The 20,459-nt window shown below is 69.0% G+C and carries 18 protein-coding genes; 9 read left to right on the top strand and 9 right to left on the bottom strand.

Annotated elements, in window-relative coordinates:
• The first annotated feature begins 149 nt into the window (after positions 1-149).
• The 7 genes from ACFOSH_RS12550 (at position 150) to ACFOSH_RS12520 (ending at position 7,854) form a co-directional block, all read left to right on the top strand.
• Complete coding sequence (locus tag ACFOSH_RS12550) at positions 150-2,258, top strand: PhoX family protein (protein WP_378238974.1); 2,109 nt, start codon at positions 150-152, stop codon at positions 2,256-2,258.
• A gap of 135 nt (positions 2,259-2,393) precedes the next feature.
• Positions 2,394-4,034 (top strand): DUF7850 domain-containing protein, encoded by a 1,641-nt coding sequence (locus ACFOSH_RS12545; RefSeq protein ID WP_378238973.1) that lies wholly within the window; start codon positions 2,394-2,396, stop codon positions 4,032-4,034.
• A 97-nt stretch (positions 4,035-4,131) separates the two neighbouring features.
• Entirely contained in the window at positions 4,132-4,374 is a 243-nt protein-coding gene (locus ACFOSH_RS12540) for a type II toxin-antitoxin system Phd/YefM family antitoxin (RefSeq protein WP_229907886.1), read from the top strand.
• Entirely contained in the window at positions 4,371-4,631 is a 261-nt protein-coding gene (locus tag ACFOSH_RS12535) for a Txe/YoeB family addiction module toxin (RefSeq protein WP_378238972.1), read from the top strand. Before ACFOSH_RS12540 ends, ACFOSH_RS12535 begins: the two co-directional genes overlap by 4 nt.
• Before the next feature lie 60 nt (positions 4,632-4,691).
• Positions 4,692-5,312, top strand: coding sequence for a class I SAM-dependent DNA methyltransferase (locus ACFOSH_RS12530; RefSeq protein WP_378238971.1), 621 nt, complete (start codon positions 4,692-4,694; stop codon positions 5,310-5,312).
• Positions 5,313-5,365: 53 nt separating this feature from the next.
• Complete coding sequence (locus ACFOSH_RS12525; RefSeq protein ID WP_378238970.1) at positions 5,366-7,093, top strand: hypothetical protein; 1,728 nt, start codon at positions 5,366-5,368, stop codon at positions 7,091-7,093.
• Between the two features lie 74 nt (positions 7,094-7,167).
• Positions 7,168-7,854, top strand: coding sequence for an SDR family oxidoreductase (locus ACFOSH_RS12520; RefSeq protein ID WP_378238969.1), 687 nt, complete (start codon positions 7,168-7,170; stop codon positions 7,852-7,854).
• Positions 7,855-8,068: 214 nt separating this feature from the next.
• On the opposite strand, the gene ACFOSH_RS12515 is transcribed toward ACFOSH_RS12520, so the two are convergent.
• The 3 genes from ACFOSH_RS12515 to ACFOSH_RS12505 form a co-directional block, all read right to left on the bottom strand.
• Positions 8,069-9,376: an amidohydrolase family protein gene (locus tag ACFOSH_RS12515; RefSeq protein ID WP_378238968.1), complete on the bottom strand. Its 1,308-nt coding sequence runs from the start codon at positions 9,374-9,376 to the stop codon at positions 8,069-8,071.
• Between the two features lie 220 nt (positions 9,377-9,596).
• Entirely contained in the window at positions 9,597-10,247 is a 651-nt protein-coding gene (locus tag ACFOSH_RS12510; RefSeq protein ID WP_020632538.1) for a response regulator, read from the bottom strand.
• Positions 10,244-12,025 (bottom strand): sensor histidine kinase, encoded by a 1,782-nt coding sequence (locus ACFOSH_RS12505; RefSeq protein ID WP_378238966.1) that lies wholly within the window; start codon positions 12,023-12,025, stop codon positions 10,244-10,246. The genes ACFOSH_RS12510 and ACFOSH_RS12505 overlap by 4 nt, the downstream gene beginning before the upstream one ends.
• Positions 12,026-12,324: 299 nt before the next feature.
• Between ACFOSH_RS12505 and ACFOSH_RS12500 the strand changes: the two genes are divergently transcribed.
• Both ACFOSH_RS12500 and ACFOSH_RS12495 read left to right on the top strand, forming a co-directional pair.
• Positions 12,325-12,990, top strand: coding sequence for an ABC transporter ATP-binding protein (locus ACFOSH_RS12500; protein WP_378239173.1), 666 nt, complete (start codon positions 12,325-12,327; stop codon positions 12,988-12,990).
• Positions 12,990-15,239 carry an FtsX-like permease family protein gene (locus ACFOSH_RS12495; RefSeq protein ID WP_378238965.1) on the top strand — a complete coding sequence of 750 codons (2,250 nt, stop codon included), beginning with the start codon at positions 12,990-12,992 and terminating at the stop codon, positions 15,237-15,239. Before ACFOSH_RS12500 ends, ACFOSH_RS12495 begins: the two co-directional genes overlap by 1 nt.
• Positions 15,240-15,464: 225 nt before the next feature.
• On the opposite strand, the gene trmB is transcribed toward ACFOSH_RS12495, so the two are convergent.
• The 6 genes from trmB to ACFOSH_RS12465 all read right to left on the bottom strand — a co-directional run bounded on the left by trmB (position 15,465) and on the right by ACFOSH_RS12465 (position 20,421).
• Positions 15,465-16,148: a tRNA (guanosine(46)-N7)-methyltransferase TrmB gene (gene trmB, locus ACFOSH_RS12490; RefSeq protein WP_378239172.1), complete on the bottom strand. Its 684-nt coding sequence runs from the start codon at positions 16,146-16,148 to the stop codon at positions 15,465-15,467.
• 43 nt (positions 16,149-16,191) lie between these two features.
• Entirely contained in the window at positions 16,192-16,743 is a 552-nt protein-coding gene (locus ACFOSH_RS12485; protein WP_378239171.1) for a hypothetical protein, read from the bottom strand.
• Positions 16,744-16,902: 159 nt separating this feature from the next.
• Positions 16,903-17,655: a hypothetical protein gene (locus ACFOSH_RS12480; RefSeq protein ID WP_378238963.1), complete on the bottom strand. Its 753-nt coding sequence runs from the start codon at positions 17,653-17,655 to the stop codon at positions 16,903-16,905.
• A complete protein-coding gene (locus tag ACFOSH_RS12475; protein ID WP_378238962.1) occupies positions 17,652-18,569 on the bottom strand; it encodes an ABC transporter ATP-binding protein in 918 nt (305 codons plus the stop codon). The genes ACFOSH_RS12480 and ACFOSH_RS12475 overlap by 4 nt, the downstream gene beginning before the upstream one ends.
• 152 nt (positions 18,570-18,721) lie before the next feature.
• Positions 18,722-19,453 carry an ABC transporter permease gene (locus ACFOSH_RS12470; RefSeq protein ID WP_378238961.1) on the bottom strand — a complete coding sequence of 244 codons (732 nt, stop codon included), beginning with the start codon at positions 19,451-19,453 and terminating at the stop codon, positions 18,722-18,724.
• A 29-nt stretch (positions 19,454-19,482) separates the two neighbouring features.
• Entirely contained in the window at positions 19,483-20,421 is a 939-nt protein-coding gene (locus ACFOSH_RS12465) for an ABC transporter ATP-binding protein (RefSeq protein ID WP_378238960.1), read from the bottom strand.
• Positions 20,422-20,459 lie beyond the last annotated feature (38 nt).

Genomic DNA, 20,459 nt, shown 5'->3' with positions numbered 1-20,459 from the left:
CGTCGATGGCGCGCCGCCGGTCCGGCAGCGCGCCATCGCTCGTTCTCGCGCTGTTCATCTTCTGGCCAGGACCGGCTCTTTTTGGTCGCTTACCGTCACGACGTTCCCCCGACTGGACTACGTGTACCCACCGCGACCATGGAGGCCTTGTGTCCTTCGAGCCTCAGCGGCTTCTGCCGTTGATCACCTCCCACCCCGGTGGCCGCTCCGCGGTCACCTGCGAGTACCGCTGCGGCAACGCGTGCGCCCACCCCGAGCCCAACACCTCGGACAACGAGTACTTCGGCGACGTCGTCAAGAGCATGCTGTCCCGTCGTGGCGCGCTGAAGGCGAGTGCCGTGATGGCCGCGGCCGCCGGTGGTTTCGCCGCGCTGTCCGGCACCGCCGCCGCCGAAACCCCGGCCGCGCCGGCCGACGTCGCGGCCGCGGGCCACGGCAGGCCGGGCCGCCCCGGCCGTCCGGTGCCCGGCACCGACTTCGAAGCGGTGCCGCCGAACAAGGTCGACGCGGTCACCATCCCCGAGGGCTACGACCAGCGTGTCGTCATCCGCTGGGGCGACGCCGTCGAATTCGGCGCCCCGAAGTTCGACTTCCGCAAGCAGACCGCGGCCGCGCAGGCCAAGCAGTTCGGCTACAACAACGACTTCGTCGGCCTGATCCCGCAGGACCCGCTGGGCATCCGCAACCTGCTGGTGGTGAACCACGAGTACACCACCGAGGTCCACATGTTCCCGGCCGACCAGTACGACCCGGCCAACCCGACCGAGGAGCAGGTCAAGATCGCCTGGGCCGCGCACGGTCTCTCGGTCGTGCAGACCTTCCGCGACCCGATCGGCGGCGCGCTTCGCGCCGTGCCGAGCCCGTTCAACCGCCGCATCACGCTGAACACCGCCTTCGAGGTGCGCGGCCCGGCGGCCGGTTCGAAGTTCCTCAAGACCTCCGCGGACCCGACCGGCCGCAAGGTCTTCGGCACGCAGAACAACTGCGCGGGCGGCGTGACCCCTTGGGGCACCGTGCTTTCCGGTGAGGAGAACGTCAACCAGTACTTCGCCAACGCGTCGACGGTCACCGACCCGGTCGTGGCCGCGCGCCTGAAGCGCTACGGCTTCTCGGGCGCCGGGACCACGCGCAAGTGGGAGCGGTTCGACAAGCGCTGGGACCTCGCGCAGGAGCCGAACGAGGCCAACCGCTTCGGCTGGGTCGTCGAAATCGACCCGAACGACCCGAATTCGACGCCGGTCAAGCACACCGCGCTCGGCCGGTTCAAGCACGAGGCCGCGAACATCAAGATCACCGAGGACGGCCGCGTCGCCGTCTACTCCGGTGACGACGAGCGCTTCGAGTACATCTACAAGTTCGTCTCCAAGGGCAAGTACAAGCCGGGCAAGAGCGCGCACGCGCGGCGTCACAACTCCGCGCTGCTCGACGACGGCACCCTGTACGTCGCCCGCTTCACCGGCGACAGCCCGGGCGAGATCGACGGCACCGGAAAGCTCCCCAAGGACGGCGAATTCGACGGCGTCGGCGAGTGGATCCCGCTGGTCTCCGGCAGCAAGTCCTTTGTGGACGGTTTCACCGCCGAAGAGGTCTACGTGTTCACGCGGCAGGCGGCGGACAAGGTCCAGCCGACCAAGATGGACCGCCCCGAGGACATCGAGCCCAACCCGGTCAACGGCCGGATCTACGCCGCGCTGACGAACAACAGCGATCGCGGCGCGGCGGGCAAGGCGGGCGTCGACGAGCCGAACCCGCGCGTCAACAACCGCAACGGGCACGTCCTCGAATGGGACGAGGAGCGCGGCGACTCGGCGGCCACGAAGTTCTCCTGGCGGCTGCTGCTGGTCTGTGGCGACCCGAAGGCCGCGGACACCTACTTCGGCGGCTTCCCGAAGGACCAGGTCAGCCCGATCTCCTGCCCGGACAACGTGGCGTTCGACCGGCACGGGAACCTGTGGATCTCCACCGACGGCAACGCGCTCGGCTCCAACGACGGCCTGTTCTCGGTGCCTGTCGACGGTCCCGAACGCGGCCACGTCAAGCAGTTCCTGTCGGTCCCGGTCGGCGCGGAGACCTGCGGTCCGGTGGTGACCGACCACCTGGTGCTCGTCGCCGTGCAGCACCCGGGTGAGAACGCGGCCAGCTCCGCGAACCCGACGTCGCACTGGCCGGACGGCGGCACCGCGCAGCCGCGGCCGTCGATCGTCTCGGTGTGGAAGAAGGGCCGCTGGGGCCAGGTCGGCCGCATCGGCGTCAAGTAGGGCCGTGACCGGGACGCCGCTGCCGTGGGAAGACGGCATCGGCGTCCCGGTCACTCTCGGTTCTGCCTGATCGGGGCGATCGTCGACACGGTTCAGCGATTACGGAACCGGGGACGGATAACTAGCTTCAGCCCTGTGAACAGGGCATGGGCGGTGATCACGGCAGGGGCGCTCGTACTGGGCGCCGTTCCCGCGTACGCGTACGCGCAGGTTCCGGTCGTCCCGGCCGGCTGCACCGGCGGCGTCGCGACGAACCCGAGCGTCGAGCAGGGCAGCCCGCCGTCCGGGTACACGTTCAACCCGGCCGCCCCGGTGCCCGCCGGCACGCCGAGGAGCAAGTATCCCCGGCTGTCGACGGCGGGCGGGTACCAGCAGGACGGCGGCAAGTACGCGCTGATCTCGACACCGGACAAGCTGGTCAGCACCGCCTACGCGGCGATGAAGTTCGTGCCCGGCGCCGTCTACACGCTGACCGACTGGACCGGCACGAACGACGTCAACCTCCGGCGCGCGGACGCCGTCCAGGAGACGGGCCTGCGGTTCTACAACGCGTCGAACAAGGTCGTCCTGGAGAACAAGCTCAAGGTCACGCACGCCGTCGAGACCGACGGCAAACTGGCGAGGCAGGACTTCCCGGAGTCGATCGCGCCGCCGTCGGCGAGCTCGGTGAAGTTCTTCGCCGCCACCGACCGCAACTGGGTCATGTGGGACTGCGTCCACCTGCAGGTCGCCTCGTTCTCGGCGAAGGCGGAGGTGCGGGATCCCGCGAGCGGCGCCTGGGGCGCCACGGCCACCCTCGAAGCGGGTACCACCGCGAACTACCGGTTCACCGTGACCAACGACGGCACCACGACGTTGACCGCCATCAAGGTCGACGACCCGTACTGCGACGTGCAACCCACGCCGATCGCGACGCTCGACGGCGGCAAGTCCGCGACCGTCACCTGCGACCACAAGAACGTCACCGAGGCGGACAACGGCCACGTCAGCACCGTGACCGTCTCCAGCGGCACGGTGCCGAAGAAGACCGCGACCACGACCATCAAGGTCACCCCGCCACCCGCGATCGACGAGATCGGGGAGTTCGCCTGGAACGACGTCGACCGCAACGGCCTGCAAAATGACGGCGAGCCGGGTGTCCCGGGCGTGAAGGTGACGCTGAAGGACGCTTCGGGCACGGCGCTCGGCACGCTCACCACGGACGCCGCCGGCAAGTACCGCTTCACCAAGCTGAAAGACGGCATCTACCAGGTCTGCTTCGACATCAGCGCGCTCCCGCCCGAGTTCGCGGGCTACACCTACACGGCGAAGGACGCGGGCGACGACGCGAAGGACTCCGACGCCGACCCGGCGACAGGCTGCACCGCGACCACCACCGTCGGCCCGCTGAAACGCCAGGATCTGACGCTCGCCGCCGGTCTCAACGCGCCGATGAGCAAACTGGGCGACTTCGTGTGGCTGGACCAGGACAAGGACGGCCTGCAGGGCCGCGACGAGCTTGGCGTCCCGGACGTGAAGGTGACGTTGAAGGACGCTTCCGCGAAGGAGGTCGGCTCGACCGTGACCGGGCCGGACGGACGCTACTCGTTCGGGAACGTGCTCCCGGGCTCGTACCAGGTGTGTTTCGACGCCGGGTCGCGGCAGCTGACCAAATCCGGCGCCGCGCAGTACAACGGCACCGACTCGGCGGCGGACCCCGCGACAGGGTGCACGCCGGTGGCCAAGCCGGGGGCACCGGAGGACCTGACCAAGGACGCCGGGCTGATCGAGCCGTGAATCCGGTGTGACCCACGGCCTATCCGCCACCCTTGTGACCCCTGCACCCTCGACGTACAATATTCTGTACGTCGAAAGGAGGGTGCTAGTGAAGACCATGAGCTACTCCGAGTCTCGGGCGAAGTACGCCGAGACGCTCGACTCGGTGGTCAACGACCGCGAAGAGGTCGTGATCACCCGCGCCGGGCACGAGCCCGTCGTGATCGTGTCCCTGGACGACTATCAGTCGCTCAAGGAAACCGCGTACCTGCTCCGCAGTCCGGAGAACGCGCGGCGATTGATCACCGCGATCGAGCGACTGGAGTCGGGCGGCGGGACACAGCACGAACTCGTTGAATGAAGCTGATCTGGGATGAAAACGCCTGGGAGGACTACCTCTGGTGGCAGACCCAGGACCGGAAAGTGCTCAAGCGCATCAATGACCTCATCAAGGACATAGTGCGTAACGGCAATGAAGGCATCGGGAAGCCCGAACCGTTGAAGCACGGTTTCCAGAGCTACTGGTCTCGCCGGATCACGGACGAGCACCGGCTCGTCTACAAGATTGCCGAAGGCGAGATCAAGTTCGCCGCCTGCCGGTATCACTACGGGAAATGAAGGACGTCACCTCGCGGTGACGCCCTTCATTGTCGGTGGGTGCCGCTAGCGTCGCCCACCGTGACCTCCTCTCATCTCCATGCCACCCGCGAGTCCTACGACACTGTCGCCGAGGACTACGCGGTGCGGGTCAGCTCGCTCTTCGACCAGGAGCCGATCGGCCGCGCGATGCTGGCCGCGTTCGCCGAGCAGGTGCGCGGCCCGGTCGCCGACGTCGGCTGCGGCCCGGGTCATGTCACCGCCCACCTGGCGTCGCTCGGCCTCGACGTCTCCGGTGTCGACTTGTCGCCGAAGATGGTCGAAGTAGCCCGCCGTCAGTACCCTGACCTGCGGTTCGAGGTCGGTTCGATGACCGCCCTCGACCTCCCCGACGGTGAGCTGGGCGGACTCGTCGCCTGGTGGTCGATCTTCCATCTGCCGCCCGAGGTGCTCCCGGCGCTGTTCGCGGAATTCCGCCGCACGCTCGCGCCGGATGGCCGTCTGCTGGTCGGATTCCACGTCGGCGACGAACGCCTGAGCCCGGAGACGGCGTATGGCCACCCGGTCACTTACGACGCGTACCTGCTGGATCCCGGCAAGGTCGCCGAGCTGCTGGGCCAGGCCGGATTCGAGGTCACCGCGCGGCTGACCATGGACGGGAGGAAGCGACCGCAGTCCTGCCTGGCCGCCCGCGCGGTTTGACTCGCGGGCCGCGGGCCTGATCTCCTGCCCACGAAACCGAGCCGGGCGGAGCCATGACGCAGACGAACACGACCACGGGCGAGACCACGTCCGTCGGGCCTTCGCGCGCCTGGTTCCGCCGGTCGTCGACCTGGACGTGGTTCGGGTTCGGCCTGGTGCTGATGGTCTACGCCGATCTCGCCTGGCGCCGCCGCTGGATGAGCGACGACGGGCTGATCGTGCTGCGGACGGTCCGCCAGATCCTCGCGGGCAACGGGCCGGTGTTCAACATCGGCGAGCGGGTCGAGACCAACACCAGTCCTTTGTGGACAGCGGTGCTGAGTGTCCTCGGGCTGATCCCCGGGGTGCCGCTGGAGTGGATCTCCGTGGTCACCGGACTGGTCTTCTCGGTCGCCGGACTGTTCTTCGGCCTGGACGGCGCCCGGCGGCTCTACCGGCCACTGGCGTTCCACGGACTCGCGCCAGCCGGGGCGCTGGTGGTCTGCGCGTTGCCGCCGTTCCGCGACTTCGCGACGTCCGGGCTGGAGACCGGCCTGATCACCCTGTGGCTGGGCGGAACCTGGTGGCTGCTCGTCCGTTGTCTGTCCACAATGGAGGATCTACGGACCTGGCCGGTCGCCCTGGTCGCCGGGCTGGGGCCGTTGGTACGGCCGGATCTCGCGCTCTTCAGTGCCGTCGCCTTGATCGCGCTGCTCGTGCTCGCGTGGCCGGGACGCCGTCGCGCGGTGGGCCTGCTGGCCGTGGCGGCCGTGCTCCCGTTGGCGTATCAGGTGTTCCGGATGGGCTACTACGGTCTGCTGACGCCGAACACCGCCCTGGTCAAGGAGGCGTCAGAGGCGAACTGGACCCGCGGTTGGGCGTACCTGGTCGACCTCGTCCAGCCGTACTGGCTCTGGCTCCCGCTGGTGCTGCTCGCCGTCGCGGTCGTCACGGTTTCGTCCACTATGGACAAGACCTTCGTGGTGCTCACCGCTGTCCCGGTCGTCGGCGCGGTACTGCTCTCGCTGTACGTGATCAGGGTCGGCGGGGATTTCATGCACGGGCGCATGCTGCTTCCGGCGCTGTTCTGCCTGCTGTTGCCCGTGCTGGCCCTGCCGGTGACGAGGGTGACGACGGCGCTTCTGGTGGGCGTCGGGATCTGGGCGTTCGTGGCCGCCGGGTCGCTTCGTCCGCCGTACTCCGCCGAGCCGCGTGCCGTCGGCATCACCGACGAGCGGTCGTACTGGTCGAGGGCGACAGGGCACGAATATCCGATCCTGGCCGAGGACTACGCCGACCACCCGTTGATGCCGTCGACGCTGGACGCCATCCACGGGGTGGACGGGCCGGCGGTGCTGATCCAGGACTACGCGACCAGACGCTGGTACGCGTACCCGACAGACCGGCCGTACGTGACCGTCGCCGCGGACAGCCTGGGCGCTCTCGGTCTGCTGATCCCGCTCGACATGCGGTTGCGCGACGGTTACGGCCTCGCCAACCCGTTCGCCGCGCATTCGACGGCGCTCCCCGACGGGCGGCCCGGACACCAGAAATGGCTGCCCCCGGTGTGGGAACTGGCGAATTCGGCGCGACTTCCGATCGCCGAGGGCGGCCCTGCCCGCGCCGCGGAAGTCGCCGCCGCACGAGCGGTGCTCGACTGCCCGGAGATGGTGGCGATCGGCGCGTCGGTGCGGGATCCGCTGACGGCCGGACGGTTCACGGACAATCTCGTCGGCTCGTTCACGCGCGGTTCCGTGCGGTTCCAGCGGGTGGCGACACCGCCGGTCGTCTGCGCCCCCTGATCACGCGAGTTCCGCCTCTGATCACGCGAGATACGCTTTCGAGCACGCGAGACCGCCGTACTAGCGTGGCGGCCATGGCTGATCTTCCCCTCGCTCTCGTCACCGGCGCCACCCGCGGCATCGGCGCCGCGACCGCCCGCGCGCTCGCCCCCACCCACCGGTTGCTCCTCGGCGGCCGCGACGCCGACGCGCTCGGTGAACTGGCGGGCACGCTGCCCGGCGCTCGGGCGTGGCCGGTCGAGCTGACCGACGCCGAGGCGCTGGAAGCGGCGACAGCCGAGTTCGGCGAACTGGACGTGTTGGTGCACTCGGCGGGTGTCGCGCGGCTCGGCACTGTCGAGACAGCCACCGACGCCGACTGGCGGGCGAACTTCGAGGTCAACGTGCTCGCCGTCGTCACACTGACCAGGCAGCTGCTGCCCGCTTTGCGTGCCGCGAAGGGCCATGTCGTCGTGATCAACTCGGGCGCCGGGCACAACGCACGTCCGGGCTGGGGACCGTACGCGGCGAGCAAATTCGCCGTCCGCGCCTTCGCCGACGCGCTGCGGGACGAGGAGTCCACGCTGCGGGTGACGTCGATCTACCCCGGCCGCACGGACACCGAGATGCAGCAGGCGATCATCGCCGACGAGGGCCGCTCGTACGAGCCGGAACGCTTCCTGCGCCCTGAATCCGTCGCGGCCGCCGTCGTCGCCGCGGTCTCCGCCACCGGCGACGCGCACCCGACCGACGTGACCCTCCGGCCCCGCGGCCTGGTCTGACTCGCGCCCGCATGTCCCCAAATGTGGCGTTGGGGACACTCAACGCCACCTTTGGGGACACCGTTCCCGGAGCACCTACCCGGGTTGTCCACAGCCCCTCACCGTTGGGGACAACCCAGCCCCGACCAGGGCTTTTCCCCGGGCCCTGCCCCCAACTCCCGATAGACTGGCCTCGGGGCCGCCCCCTGGGACGGGTGGGGGCTGCGTAGGTGAGTTAAGAGCGCAGCCGCGCCGAGGTTTCGGCGACTTCGGCCTGTACTTTCGCGCGGTCGACGCGCAGGGATTCGCCGTCGCCGACGACCTGGTCGCCCGCCACCCAGACGTCGCGGACGCGGCGTGAGCCCGCGGCCCACACCAGGTTCGAGAGCAGTTGCTCGTCGGGGACGTCGAGTCCCGCGGCGAAGGCGGGGTCGTCGAGGTCGACGTGCACCAGGTCCGCCCACCGGCCGGGTTCCAGCGCGCCGATGTCGGTGCGGCCCAGCGCGTCCGCGCCGCCGCGGGTGCCGAGCAGGAACGCGTCGCCCGCGGTCAGCACGGTCGAGTCGCCGGTCGCGAGCCGCGCGAACATCGCCGAGAGCTGCAGTTCCTCCCACAGGTCGATGTCGTCGTTCGACGCCGGGCCGTCCGTGCCCAGCCCGATGGCGACGCCCGCCTTCCGCAGCTCCGTGACCCGCGCGATGCCCGAAGCGAGCTTCGCGTTCGAGCCGGGGCAGTGCGCCATCCCGACCCCGCGCGCCGCGAACAGCGCGATGTCCTCGTCCGACAGGTGGATGGCGTGCGCGGCCAGCGTCCGGCCCCGAAGCATCCCGACCTTCTCCAGCAGCGCCGGCACCGAGCCGTGCTCTTCACGCTGCTTGACGTCTTCGAGCGCCGCCTCGGCCACGTGGATCTGCACCAGCGCGCCCCGCTCGGCCGCCGATTCCGCGGTCGCCCGCAGTGCCTCTTCGTTCAGCATGTACGCCGAGTGCGGCCCGTAGCCGACCTCGATCCGCTCGCCGGGGCCGAACCGGAGACCGTCGGTGTCGATCCAGCGTTCGACGCTCTTCAGCATCGCGCGCCAGTCCATCCCCGGCAGCTCCATGATCGGCGGGCCCAGGATCACCCGGCCACCGGTGGTGAGCACCGCGTCGGCGAGCTGCTCGCCTTCGAAGTACATCTCCGCGCTGGTCGTGACCCCGTGCCGCAGCATTTCGACCGAGCCCAGCATCATCCCGGTGCGGATGTCGGCGGGCTTCAGCTTCGCCTCGGCGGGCCAGATGATCTCGGTCAGCCATCGCAGCAGCGGCAGGTCGCCGCCCATCCCGCGCAGCAGCGTCATCGGGCTGTGCGCGTGCGCGTTGACCAGACCGGGCAGGAGAAGACCGCTCAACCGGGTCACGGGAGCGGACGTCTCGGGAGCCCCGGACACGGGGCCGACGTGGGTGATACGCCCCGCCTCGTCCACATCGACCACGGCGTCACGCAGCAACGAGCAGGCGGGGTCGGCGGGGAGAACGACAGGAGCGTGGAAACGGCGTTGCATGACCGGAGCTTACGGACTGTGTTGTTTATCGCGCCGACCGCTATCTCGTCGCCAGGGCGCCGGCTTGGGCGGACGAGTCGCCGATCCTTGTCGGGGCGCCCTGCCGCCGAGATAGCGGGGCCTTCGGCCAAAAGAGGCGCGACTCCAAAAGATCAAGAGACCTTGGTCGCCTCACATCTGGTCCAGCCTCAAATTGGGTACAGACTCGGGCTCTCGTTCGTCAGTCCACGACGCCGCTGCGCCAGGCCCACGCCGCGATCTCCACCCGGTTCCGTGCGCCCACCTTGCCCTGCACCGACGCCAGATGCGTCTTCACCGTCGACAGCGACAGGAACAGCTCGGCCCCGATCTCGGTGTTCGTCAGCCCCTTCGCCGCCGCCTTGACCACGTCCAGCTCCCGCGCGGTCAGCGGCTCCGAAGGCGGGATGACCTCGCGTTTCACCGTGCCGCCGTCGAAATGCTTCAGCAGCCGGACGGTGATCTGCGGCGACACCAGCGCGTCCCCGCGCGCGGCCGCGCGCACCGCTTCGATCAGCAGCGCCGGACCGGCGTCCTTCAGCAGGAACCCGCTCGCGCCGTTCCGCAGCGCGGTGTGCACGTACTCGTCCAGGTCGAACGTCGTGACCACCACCACCTTCAGCGGATCCACGACGTCCGGGCCCGCCAGCTGCTTGGTGACCTCGAGCCCGTCGATCCCCGGCATGCGGATGTCCAGCAGGCAGACGTCCGGCCGCAGTTCGCGCGCCTTCGCGACCGCCGAGACACCGTCCGGGACGTCGGCGACCACTTCGATGTCGTCCTGGGCGTCCAGGATCATCCGGAAGCCGATCCGCACCATGTCCTGGTCGTCGGCGATCAGTACCCGGATCACTCTTCTCCTTCAAGTGGTAGCCACGCTTCGACGCGCCATCCGCCGCCCGGCGCCCGGCCGGCGGACAGCCGGCCGTGCAACAGGGCGACGCGTTCGCGCATACCGATCAGACCGTATCCGCCCGACCCGCCGACCGGACGGCGCTGGGGCTCGCGTCCGTCATCGGTCACCTGGAGGTGCAGTTCGTTCCCGGTCACCTCGGCGATCACCAGCGTCTCCTTCGCACCGGATGCGTGCTTGCCGACGTTCGTCAGCGACTCCTGAACCAGTCGCAACGCCGACCGCCCGACCTCGTGCGGCACGTTCGGCGGCAGTTCGAGCTTCATCGACGTCTTCACGCCGTGATTCGCCCGTTCGATCAGTGTCCGGAGATCGGCGGCCAGATCGGTGGTGGCCTGCTCGCTGAATTCGCTGCTCCCGGCCGGGGCGTCCCCGCGCATGCTCCGCACGAGCCGCCGCATCGCCGCGAGCGCCTCCACCCCGGCATCCTCGATCCGGCCCATCGCCTCGACCGCGACCTGCGGGTTCTTCTCGCCCATCATTTTCGCCGCCTGCGCCTGCACGACGATCCCGGTGACGTGGTGGGCGACGACGTCGTGCAGTTCGCGTGCGAGCGCCATCCGCTCCGACGTCTGCGCGTCGCTGATCGCCGACTGGATGACCTGCGTGCGCTCCGAGTCCCGCGAACGCAGCGCCAGGCCGATGGCCACCGAGATGCCGAGCAGCAGTAGCGCGGCGATCCCGTACCCGGCGATGTCGTCGGGGTCCGTCATCAGCCTGGAAGTCGGCCGTTTGGTGTTGAGGACCGAGCAAATCGCGACGACTCCGGTCAGCACCGCGAGCCGTGGCATGGCCTTGGCCAGCCCGACCGCGCGGACCAGTGCGACGACCACTCCCATCCCCGCGACGATCTGTGTCCCCGGCACGCCGCCGGGCAGCGGGTAGTCGTAACCGAGCCGGAGGAACGGTGTGACCATCGTGGAAAGCAGCATGACGGCGGCGAGCGCGACTATCGCGTCGGCCGGTCGGCGCGGCGCGGCGACCGCGATGATCGCGGCGATGATCGAGCAGACCAGGATGGGCAGGCCGTGCGCCCCGCCGGTGTAGGTGAAGCCGAATTCCAGGATCAGCGCGATGCCCAGCATGCCGATGAGCGGCCACTGGCCCATCACCAGCTTGTTGAGCTTCTGCAGCTTCTCGTAGCTTTTCGGATTCGTCATGCGGTCGCGCCCGGGAATCGCGAAGACCAGCGTGCCGCCCAGCAGGATGCCGCCGAACAGCATCGCCTGCGCCATGGTGCTGCCCGAGCCGCTGTAATAGTTGTAGCTGTACCGGCCGGACACCGCGGTCAGGGTGGCCAGCACCAGGCCGGAGATCACGGCTACCGCGACGCCAGGACGCGTCCGGCGCGCGGCGTAGAACAGGATCTCCACTCCCGCCACCACCTCGGTGATGGAAAGGTGTGCGAGCACGCTCGAATAGGTCGGGACGTTGAAATACCGCACGACCAGCGTGTACGCCACCAGCACGACCGAAGCCGCGACGGCGGCCACCGCTGCCCGTTTCTGCGCCCAGAGCGCGCAGAACACCATCGCGAAGATGCCGGGGAACAGCAGGAGGTCGACGAAACGGGGGCCGGCGTCGTCGAAGGCGGCGTCGGTGATGAAGGCCAGGTCGAACGCGAGCGCGGCCAGCAGGACGACCGCGGGCATGCCGATACGGCGCACGAGCGCGCTCGCCCGTGCGTAGAACTTGTTCTGGGATGGCCCTGCTGTCACACCGTGACGGTAGAGGATCCGCCACCGTCCGCACCTTGGCCGACCGGCTCGACCCACCTCGGCCGATCGGCCGATGCGCGCGCGATCAGCACTGGCCGTCTGCCCGAAGTGGACAGTGAGCGGATTCGAGAAGCTGATCGCGGCTGAAGTGACCGAGGTCTTTTGATCTTTTGAAGTCGCGCCCCTTTTGACCGTCAGGTCCCGTGATCGTGATGGCAGGGCGCCTTTGCGTGGGAGGTAACGTGAATTCCGAAGCAGCGCCCTGGCAGCACGATCACGGCAGGCGCGATAACAGTGCAGTGCTTTCGGGCCGCGGGCTGGTGAAGCGATATGGCACGCAGTACGCGCTGGCCGGGATCGACATCGACATCCAGGCGGGTGACGCGGTCGCCATCGTCGGGCCTTCGGGCTCGGGCAAGACCTCCCTGCTGCACGTGCTCGCCGGGATCCTCCGCGCCGACTCCGGGCAGATCTTCCTCGCCGGGCAGCGGGTCGACCAGCTCAACGAGCGCAAGCGCAGCGAACTGCGCCGCACCGAGTTCGGTTTCGTGTTCCAGTCCGGGATGCTCGTCGCCGAGCTGAGCGCCGAAGAGAACGTCGCGCTGCCGTCGCTGCTGAGTGGCAAGGGCCGCAAGGAATCCATCGAGGCCGGCCGCGAATGGCTGGCGAAACTCGGCCTCGCGGGCAAGGAAAAGCGCCGCCCCGGTGAGCTTTCCGGCGGTGAGGCGCAGCGCGTCGCGATCGCACGGGCGCTGACGCACCGGCCGAAGGTGATCTTCGCCGACGAGCCGACCGGCGCGCTCGACACCCGCACCGGCCGCGCCACCATGGACGCGCTGCTCGCGGCGGCCGCCGACAGTGGCGCCGCGGTGATCGTCGTGACGCACGACCGTGAACTCGCCGAAGCCATGCCACGCACCGTTTCCATCCGCGACGGCCTGATCGCGACGAGGTTGGCCGCGTAATGAACAGCTTCCAGCTGGCCATGCGGGTGCTCCGGGTCGACCGCCGGACCCGCACGTCGGCCATCCTCACCGCGGTCGGGGTCGCCGTCGCGACCAGTCTGGTGCTCCTGCTGGCTTCCCTCCCGGGTGCCACGCAGGCCCGTTCGCAGCGGGCGATGTGGCAGGACATCCACAGCTACTACGCCGATTCGGGGCAGACCCAGCGTCCGGCGCCGCTGCTGATGGCGGCGAACAAGGACTACTCGGGTGATCGCGAGATCATCCGCGTCGACATCGCCCAGACCGGCACCGCGCCGATGCTCAGCCTTCCGCCGGGCATCCCGAAGCTGCCCGCTCCCGGCGAGGCGATCGTTTCGCCCGAACTCGGCAAACTGATCCAGTCGGCGCCGCGGGCCCAGCTCGGTGAGCGGTTCGGCAAACTCGTCGACGCGCTCGGACCCGACTCCCTGCTGTATCCGGAACAGCTGGTCGCCGTCGTCGGCCACACCCCGGAGTCGATGCCGAAATCGGCGCTCGCCGCGGACGGCTTCCCCAACCGGGAAGCGAAGCCCGACCCGATGCTCCTGCTGCTCGCCTGGGTCGGGGTGATCGTCCTGCTCGTGCCGAGCCTGGTGCTCGTCGCGTCCTCGGCCCGGCTCACCGCCGCCCGGCGCGAAGTGCGGATGGCGGCGCTGCGGCTGGCAGGGGCGACCCCGGGTCAGGTGATGAAGATCGTCGCCGCCGAGACGGCGTTGTCCGCGGTGGTCGGCGCCTTGCTGGGCATTCTCGTGGCACCGGCGCTCCAAGGCCTCTCGACGTTCGTCCCCTGGGCCGGCGGGACCTGGCTCGCCTCGGACTTCAGTCTTCCGATCGTCTCGACCGTCGCGATCGCCATCACGATCCCGCTGCTGGTCGTCGTCGCCGGGCTCCTCGGCATCCGCCGCGTCCTCAAGACGCCGCTGTTCGCGGCTTCGGCCCACGCCCGCAAACCGCTGCACTGGTGGCGGCTGCTCGCGGTCCCCGTGGCCGGCGCCTTCTTCCTGTTCGCGGTCAGCCAGGACAACGGCAGCATGCCGATGGTGATGTTCGGTCTCTTCCTGCTGGTCGGGTCGGCCGCGATCGTCGGACCGTGGGTCACCTCGGCGGTCGGCGGCACGTTCGTCCGGATCTGGCGCAAACCGGCCTCCCTCTTGGCCGGACGCAGGCTCCGCGACGACCCGAAGAGCGCGTACCGCGCCACGGCGGGTGTCGTGCTCGCGGTGTTCACCGGCTCGATGGCGCTCACTCTGCTGCCGACGTTCGAGTCGATGGCGGGCGGCGGACGGACCTTCAAGGACAACGTCCTCTACGCCGAGTCCGACGTGACCCAGGCGCAGCAGATCGCCGACAAGACCAACTCGTCCCTCGCCCGCAACGGGGTCACCGAGAAGGCCATCGCCCTCGGCCAGGTCTACCTGACCACCGGCGAGACGGGGACCCGCAACCAGACGACGAGCCGCGCCTTCGTGATGACCTGCGAGGACGCCACGAAACTGCTGCGGGTGAACATCGAGGGCACCTGTCAGCCGGGTCCCGCGATCTACAGCCGGACCCAGCTCGACCCGGCGGCCTACAGCGTGGCGTCGAACTACGACAAGGCCGGTACGCCGCTGGATCCGAAGACTCCGGTGCACCTCTTCCCGTCCAGTGACGAGGACACCTACGGCACGATCGTCATCGATCCGGCCCTGGTGCCCGCGGGGGTCACGCCGGAGCGCTACGACGTGGTCGTGCCGACGGCACCGGCGAACGGCGAAGTCGTGCGGACAGCGCTGGTCGGAGCGGCTCCCGGACAGGAAGTCGTCAGCCGCGGCCTGTACTTGATCGGCCAGCAGCAGGAACTCGGCGACCTGCGCCGGGTGACCGTGATCGGCCTGATCGCCGCCGGGGTGCTCGCCGGTTGCAGCGCGGCCGTGGCGACAGCCGGTTCGGTGATGGACCGCCGTCGCACCTTCGGGGCACTCATCGCGGCCGGGACACCGGTCCGGGTGTTGGCGAGGGCGCTGCGGATGGAAGCGGCCCTGCCCGCGATGGTGGCCACCATCGGCGCGGGTGCGGTCGGGATCGGCGTCGGCATCGGGCTCTACAGCATGGTCGAAAAGGACGGTGTCGTGCTGAGCCCGTGGCTGCTGGCGCCCGTGGTGCTGGGAATCGGGGTGGCGTTGCTCGGGGCATCCGTCTCGACCCCGGCGCTCAAGCGGGTGCAGTCGGAGCCGTTGGCCGACGAGTAAAAGGTTCGCCCGAATGGCGTCATGGCGCCGGGGCGGGCAGGTCTCGTGGGTGGAGTCGGTGGAAACCACCCACGAGCCGGGTGCCCGGTCGTCCCTCTGTCGGGGGATGGACGAACGGGTACCGGGGATGCGCAGGGGGCATCCCAAGGCACGGGGGTGTGAAGAAAGGGCCGGTCAGGGACGTGGGGACGTCCCTGACCGGCCCTTTCAGGCGTTTCTGGGCGGCTAGACGCGTTCGAAGATCAGGTCGTGCGAGATCCGGCCCTCGACGTCGGCGCGGTTCTCGAACTTCGTGACCGGGCGCCACTCCGGACGCGGCGCCCAGCCGCCCGGCTCGTCGGCGTGCCGGTTGCGCAGGAGCGGTTCGGCCGAGCAGACCTCCATCATCTGCTCCGCGTAGTTCTCCCAGTCGGTCGCCATGTGGAAGGTCCCGCCCGGCGCGAGCCGCGAGGCCACCAGCGAGACGAACGCCGGCTGCACGATCCGCCGCTTGTGGTGCCGCTTCTTCGGCCACGGGTCCGGGAAGAACAGCCGGACACCGGACAGCGAACCCGGCTCGACGTGCGACGTCAGCAGCACGACGGCGTCGCCGTGCATCAGCCGCAGGTTCTTCACCGCGAGCTTCTCCGCGCGCAGCATCAGCTGGCCGAGCCCGGGCTCGTACACCTCGACAGCGAGGTAGCTGAGTTCCGGCGCGGCGGCCGCGAGCCGGGACGTGGTCTCGCCCATGCCCGAGCCGATCTCCACCATGACCGGGGCCTGCCTGCCGAACCAGTCGCCGAAATCCACCGTGCCTTCGGGCAGTTCGCCGACGGTGCGGCCGAGCGACGGCCAGAGATCTTCCCAGGCTCGCTGCTGCCCGACGGTCATCCGGCCGCCGCGGTTGACATAGCTGACCACGCTGCGCATCCGTGGCTGGTCCTCGTTTTCCACCCGCTCATTAAACGCGGGGTTACCGGACAGCTTCGAACTCCCCCAGCCGCGAGCGCAGCCCCGCGAATCCGGCGACGGCGATCGGTGCCGGCGTCGAGCTGGAATGGGCGGGGAGAAGGTCGATCCAGCCGTCGTGGCGGCTGGTGTTCAGCACCGTGGTCGGGATCGAATGCCCGGAAGCCCCGCGTTCGGAAGGCATGAACTCCCAGTAGCCGGATTCTCCGTCCGCGGCCCACGGGACGAATTCCCAGCCGGGCCGCCTGCCGAGCAGACCGGAGATGCGATCTTCGATGCGGAAACCGAGTTCCCGCGATTCGAGCCTGCCTTCCACGACGGCGCGAAGCCACCACGGCGCGGGGATTTCGCCGTGCATTCCACTGGACGCGCGGTACAGCGCGACAACGAGATCTTCGGGTGCGCGGTGCACCCAGGCGCGACGGATATCGGATGGCCGGGTCGCCGACGCCACCGTGCGGGGCAGTTCGATCGCCTGTGACCATTCGAGGTCGAGCATGGGCTCGAGTCGCGGCTGCGTGCTTTCCGTGCGGGCTTTCGGGATCGTGCGTTCCACTCCCTGACCGGAATCCACCGTCAAGGATCACCTCCGGGGCCGAGAGCCGAAAATAGGCTCATCCCGAGCATCGCCCGGTCTGGAACAGTATGTCCGCATCCTGTGAGAGAAGCCACAGGCTCTTAACGTGGACTTAACTCCTTTGGCCGAGGTAAAAGCTCACGCGTCCCGGCGATGGGTGATCATCAGTCCGGCCGCATAAACAATCACGCAGATGCCGGCGAAATAAGCCAAATAACCCCACGGCCCCAACGGCGGCTGGAGTTTCAGCATCGAAACCGTCAGATCCGGTCCGGCGAACTGATTCGCGGCGACGAACGGCATCCACTGGTAGATGTCATCGCCCGCGCGCGGAATCAGGATGACGAGCCCCTCGATCAACTGGGTCCAGGCCAACGCGAATCCGAGGGCGAACGCGGGGCTGCGGAACAGCAGGCCGAGACCGACACCGAGGAGACCGGTCAGCGCGAAGGTCAGCCCTTGCCCTGCCACCGCGCGCCAGTCGGCGCCCGAAGCCAGGCCCAGGTCGGCGGCCGGTTTGACCAGATACGCGATTCCCCAGGAGCAGAAGCCCACGAGCAGGCCGATCAGCCCCGAGAACACCCCGACGACGGCACCCTTCGCCAGCAAGGCGGGCACGCGGGACGGCACCGCCTGGAAGGTGAGCTTCAGCGTGCCCCAGTTGAACTCGGTCGCCGCCGCGAGGATGGCGAGGACGAGCACCACGGTCCGGCCCAGGGCACTGGCCGTCTGCGTGGTGGCGACTGTCGTCTGGTCCTCCAGCGGCACGAAGCCGAAGAACAGTGCGGTGTAGCCGATCGCGAGGACGACCGCGATTCCCGCGCACCACCAGGGCGCACGCGTGCTCAGCAGCTTGATCCGCTCGGCGCGGAGCATGTTCGCCGCGGTCATCGGGTCACCTCCGGGACACCGGCGCCGTACTCGACGGCCTCGGCGGTGAGTTGCATGTACGCCTGTTCGAGCGAGCCGGTGAGCGGCTTCAGCTCGTGGAGGGTCGCGCCGGCGGCGAACGCGAGCTCGCCGATGCCGTCGCTGTCCATTTCGGACACGACGAGCGCGCCGTCCTCCTCGCGGAATTCGACGCCCTTCTCGGTCAGCGCCGTCCGCAGTTCGGGCAGGTGCGGGCTCCGGACCCGCACGCCGAGGCCCTTCGCACGGCCGACGAAGTCCTCCATAGTGCCCTGATAGATCAGCTTCCCCCGGCCGATCACGACGAGGTCCTGCGCGGTCTGCGCCATCTCCGGCAGCAGGTGGCTGGACACGAACACGGTGCGGCCCTCGGCGGCGAGCGCGTGCATCAGCCGCCGGATCCACACGATGCCCTCGGGGTCGAGCCCGTTGACCGGCTCGTCGAACAGCAGCACCCGCGGGTCGCCCAGCAACGCCGTCGCGATCCCGAGCCGTTGCGACATTCCGAGCGAGAACTGCCCGGCCCGTTTGCGCGCGACCGGCTCCAGGCCGACCAGCCGGAGTACCTCGTCGACCCGCTTGTCGGTCAGGCCGTTGGTCGCGGCGATCCACCGGAGGTGCTCGCGGGCGGTGCGACCAGGGTGCCGCCAGGTCGCGTCGATCATGCCGCCGACCGTCCGAAGTGGATCACGCAGCTCGCGGTAGGCCTTGCCGTCGATCGTCGCCGAACCAGACGTGGGGCCGTCGAGCCCGAGCATCATCCGCATGGTGGTGGATTTGCCCGCCCCGTTGGGGCCGAGGAACCCGGTCACCCGGCCGGCTTCGGCGGTGAAGGAAAGATCATCCACGGCGAGTTTGTCGCCGTAACGCTTCGTGAGTCCGGTGGCCTCGATCATCGGCCCTCCCTCGGGTGGATCCCGACATTACCAACGGGGAAAGGACCGGGCTGCCCCCCGACGGGCGGCCCGGTCCTTGTTCCCCTTTTTCTCCCCGTCCGGACGCCCGGCTCCCCCGAGCGAACGTCCGGCTTCTCCCCTGTGGAAGTTTCCTACGCGTCGCGCTTTTCGGCGACGACCAGCGAGATGATCAGCATCACAAGCGCGAAGCCCGCGAAGTAGGCCAGCGACCCACCTTGGCTCAACGGCGCGTCCGCGACGGCGGGACCCGAACCGGTGATGAACCGGTCGGCGACGTGGAACGGCATCCACTCGTAGATGTCCTGGCCGATCTTCGGGATGAGCCGGATCAGGTTCTCCACCGCGAGGGTGTAGATCAGCAGGAGCGAGATCGCGCCGGCGCTCTGCCGGATCAGGATGCCGACGGCGACCGCGATCACCGAGGCGAGGGCGAACACGACGCCGACACCGGCGACGCTGGTCCACTCCGCGGCGGTGTTCAGCATGAGGTCTTCCGGCCGCATGGCCGAGGCGAGACCCCAGGCGGCGAACGCGGCGACCTCGCCGACGACGAGCGAGAGCAGCGCGACGACGCCGGTCTTCGCCAGCAGCGCCGACTTGCGGTTCGGCACGGCCTGGAAGGTGGTGCGGATGGTGCCGAAGCGGTATTCGGTGGTCACCGAAAGCGCCGCCAGCACCATGATCACGGTCATGCCGAAGGTGTAGCCGAACTGGGTGTTCGAGACGTCGGTGAATTCGCCTGCCGGCAAGGCCCCGGCGAAGATGGCGGCGAAGCCGATCACGACCGCGAGGGCGATCAGCGCACACCACCAGGGTGAGCGTGTGGTGAACAGCTTGATGCGTTCCACGGCGAGCAGAGTCATGGCTTTTCTTTCCTCAAGAGAGTGAATGGCTACTGGGCGGCGGCGACCACTTCGGCGGCTTCGGTTTCGAGACCGGTGTGGTACTCGACCGAATCGCCGGTGATCTGCATGAAGGCCTGCTCCAGGGAGCCGGTCTGCGGGCTGAGCTCGTGCAGCACGATCTGGTTGGCCGCGGCGATCTCGCCGATCTTGTCACTGTCCAAACCGGACACGATGAGCGCTTGTCCGGCGTCGGTGACCTGGGCGCTCGCCTGCGTCAGCACGGTGCGCAGCGTGGGCAGCTGCGGCGACCGGACCTTGACCGTGTTCTCGGCGGCCCGTGACACGAAGTCCTCGGTGGAGGACTGGGAGATCAGCTGTCCCTTGCCGATCACGACCAGCCGGCTCGCGGTCAGCGCCATCTCCGAGAGAAGGTGCGAGGAAACGAACACCGTGCGGCCGTCGTCGGCCAGCCGGTGCATGAACTTCCGGATCCAGAGGATGCCCTCGGGGTCGAGCCCGTTGACCGGCTCGTCGAACAGGAGGACCTCGGGGTCACCCAGCAGCGCGGCCGCGATCCCCAGTCGCTGCGACATACCGAGGGAGAAGCCGCCGGCGCGCTTTCCGGCGACGCTGGTGAGCCCGACGGTTTCGAGCACCTCGTCGACCCGGCCCGCCGGGATCTTGTTGGACTTCGCCATCCACTGCAGATGCGCCCGCGCCGATCGGTTGGGGTGCACCCACTTGGCGTCCAGCAGCGCGCCGACCGTCCGCAGCGGCTCCTTGAGCTCACGGTAGAGCTTGCCGCCGATGCGCACCTGACCCGAGGTCGGGTTGTCCAGGCCGAGGATCATCCGCATGGTCGTCGACTTGCCCGCCCCGTTGGGGCCGAGGAATCCGGTGACCTTCCCGCCTTCGACGGAGAAGGACAGGTTGTTCACCGCCAGTGTCTTGCCGTACCGCTTGGTGAGGCCCGCTGCCTCGATCATGTCTGCTCCCCTCGGCGACTGCGAGAACAATCGTCGTT

The sequence above is a fragment of the Amycolatopsis speibonae genome (assembly GCF_042647925.1).
In the GTDB taxonomy this organism is placed as follows: Bacteria; Actinomycetota; Actinomycetes; order Mycobacteriales; family Pseudonocardiaceae; genus Amycolatopsis; species Amycolatopsis speibonae.
Note: the sequence above shows the minus strand (reverse complement) of the source record. Positions and strands in the feature narration are given on the sequence as shown.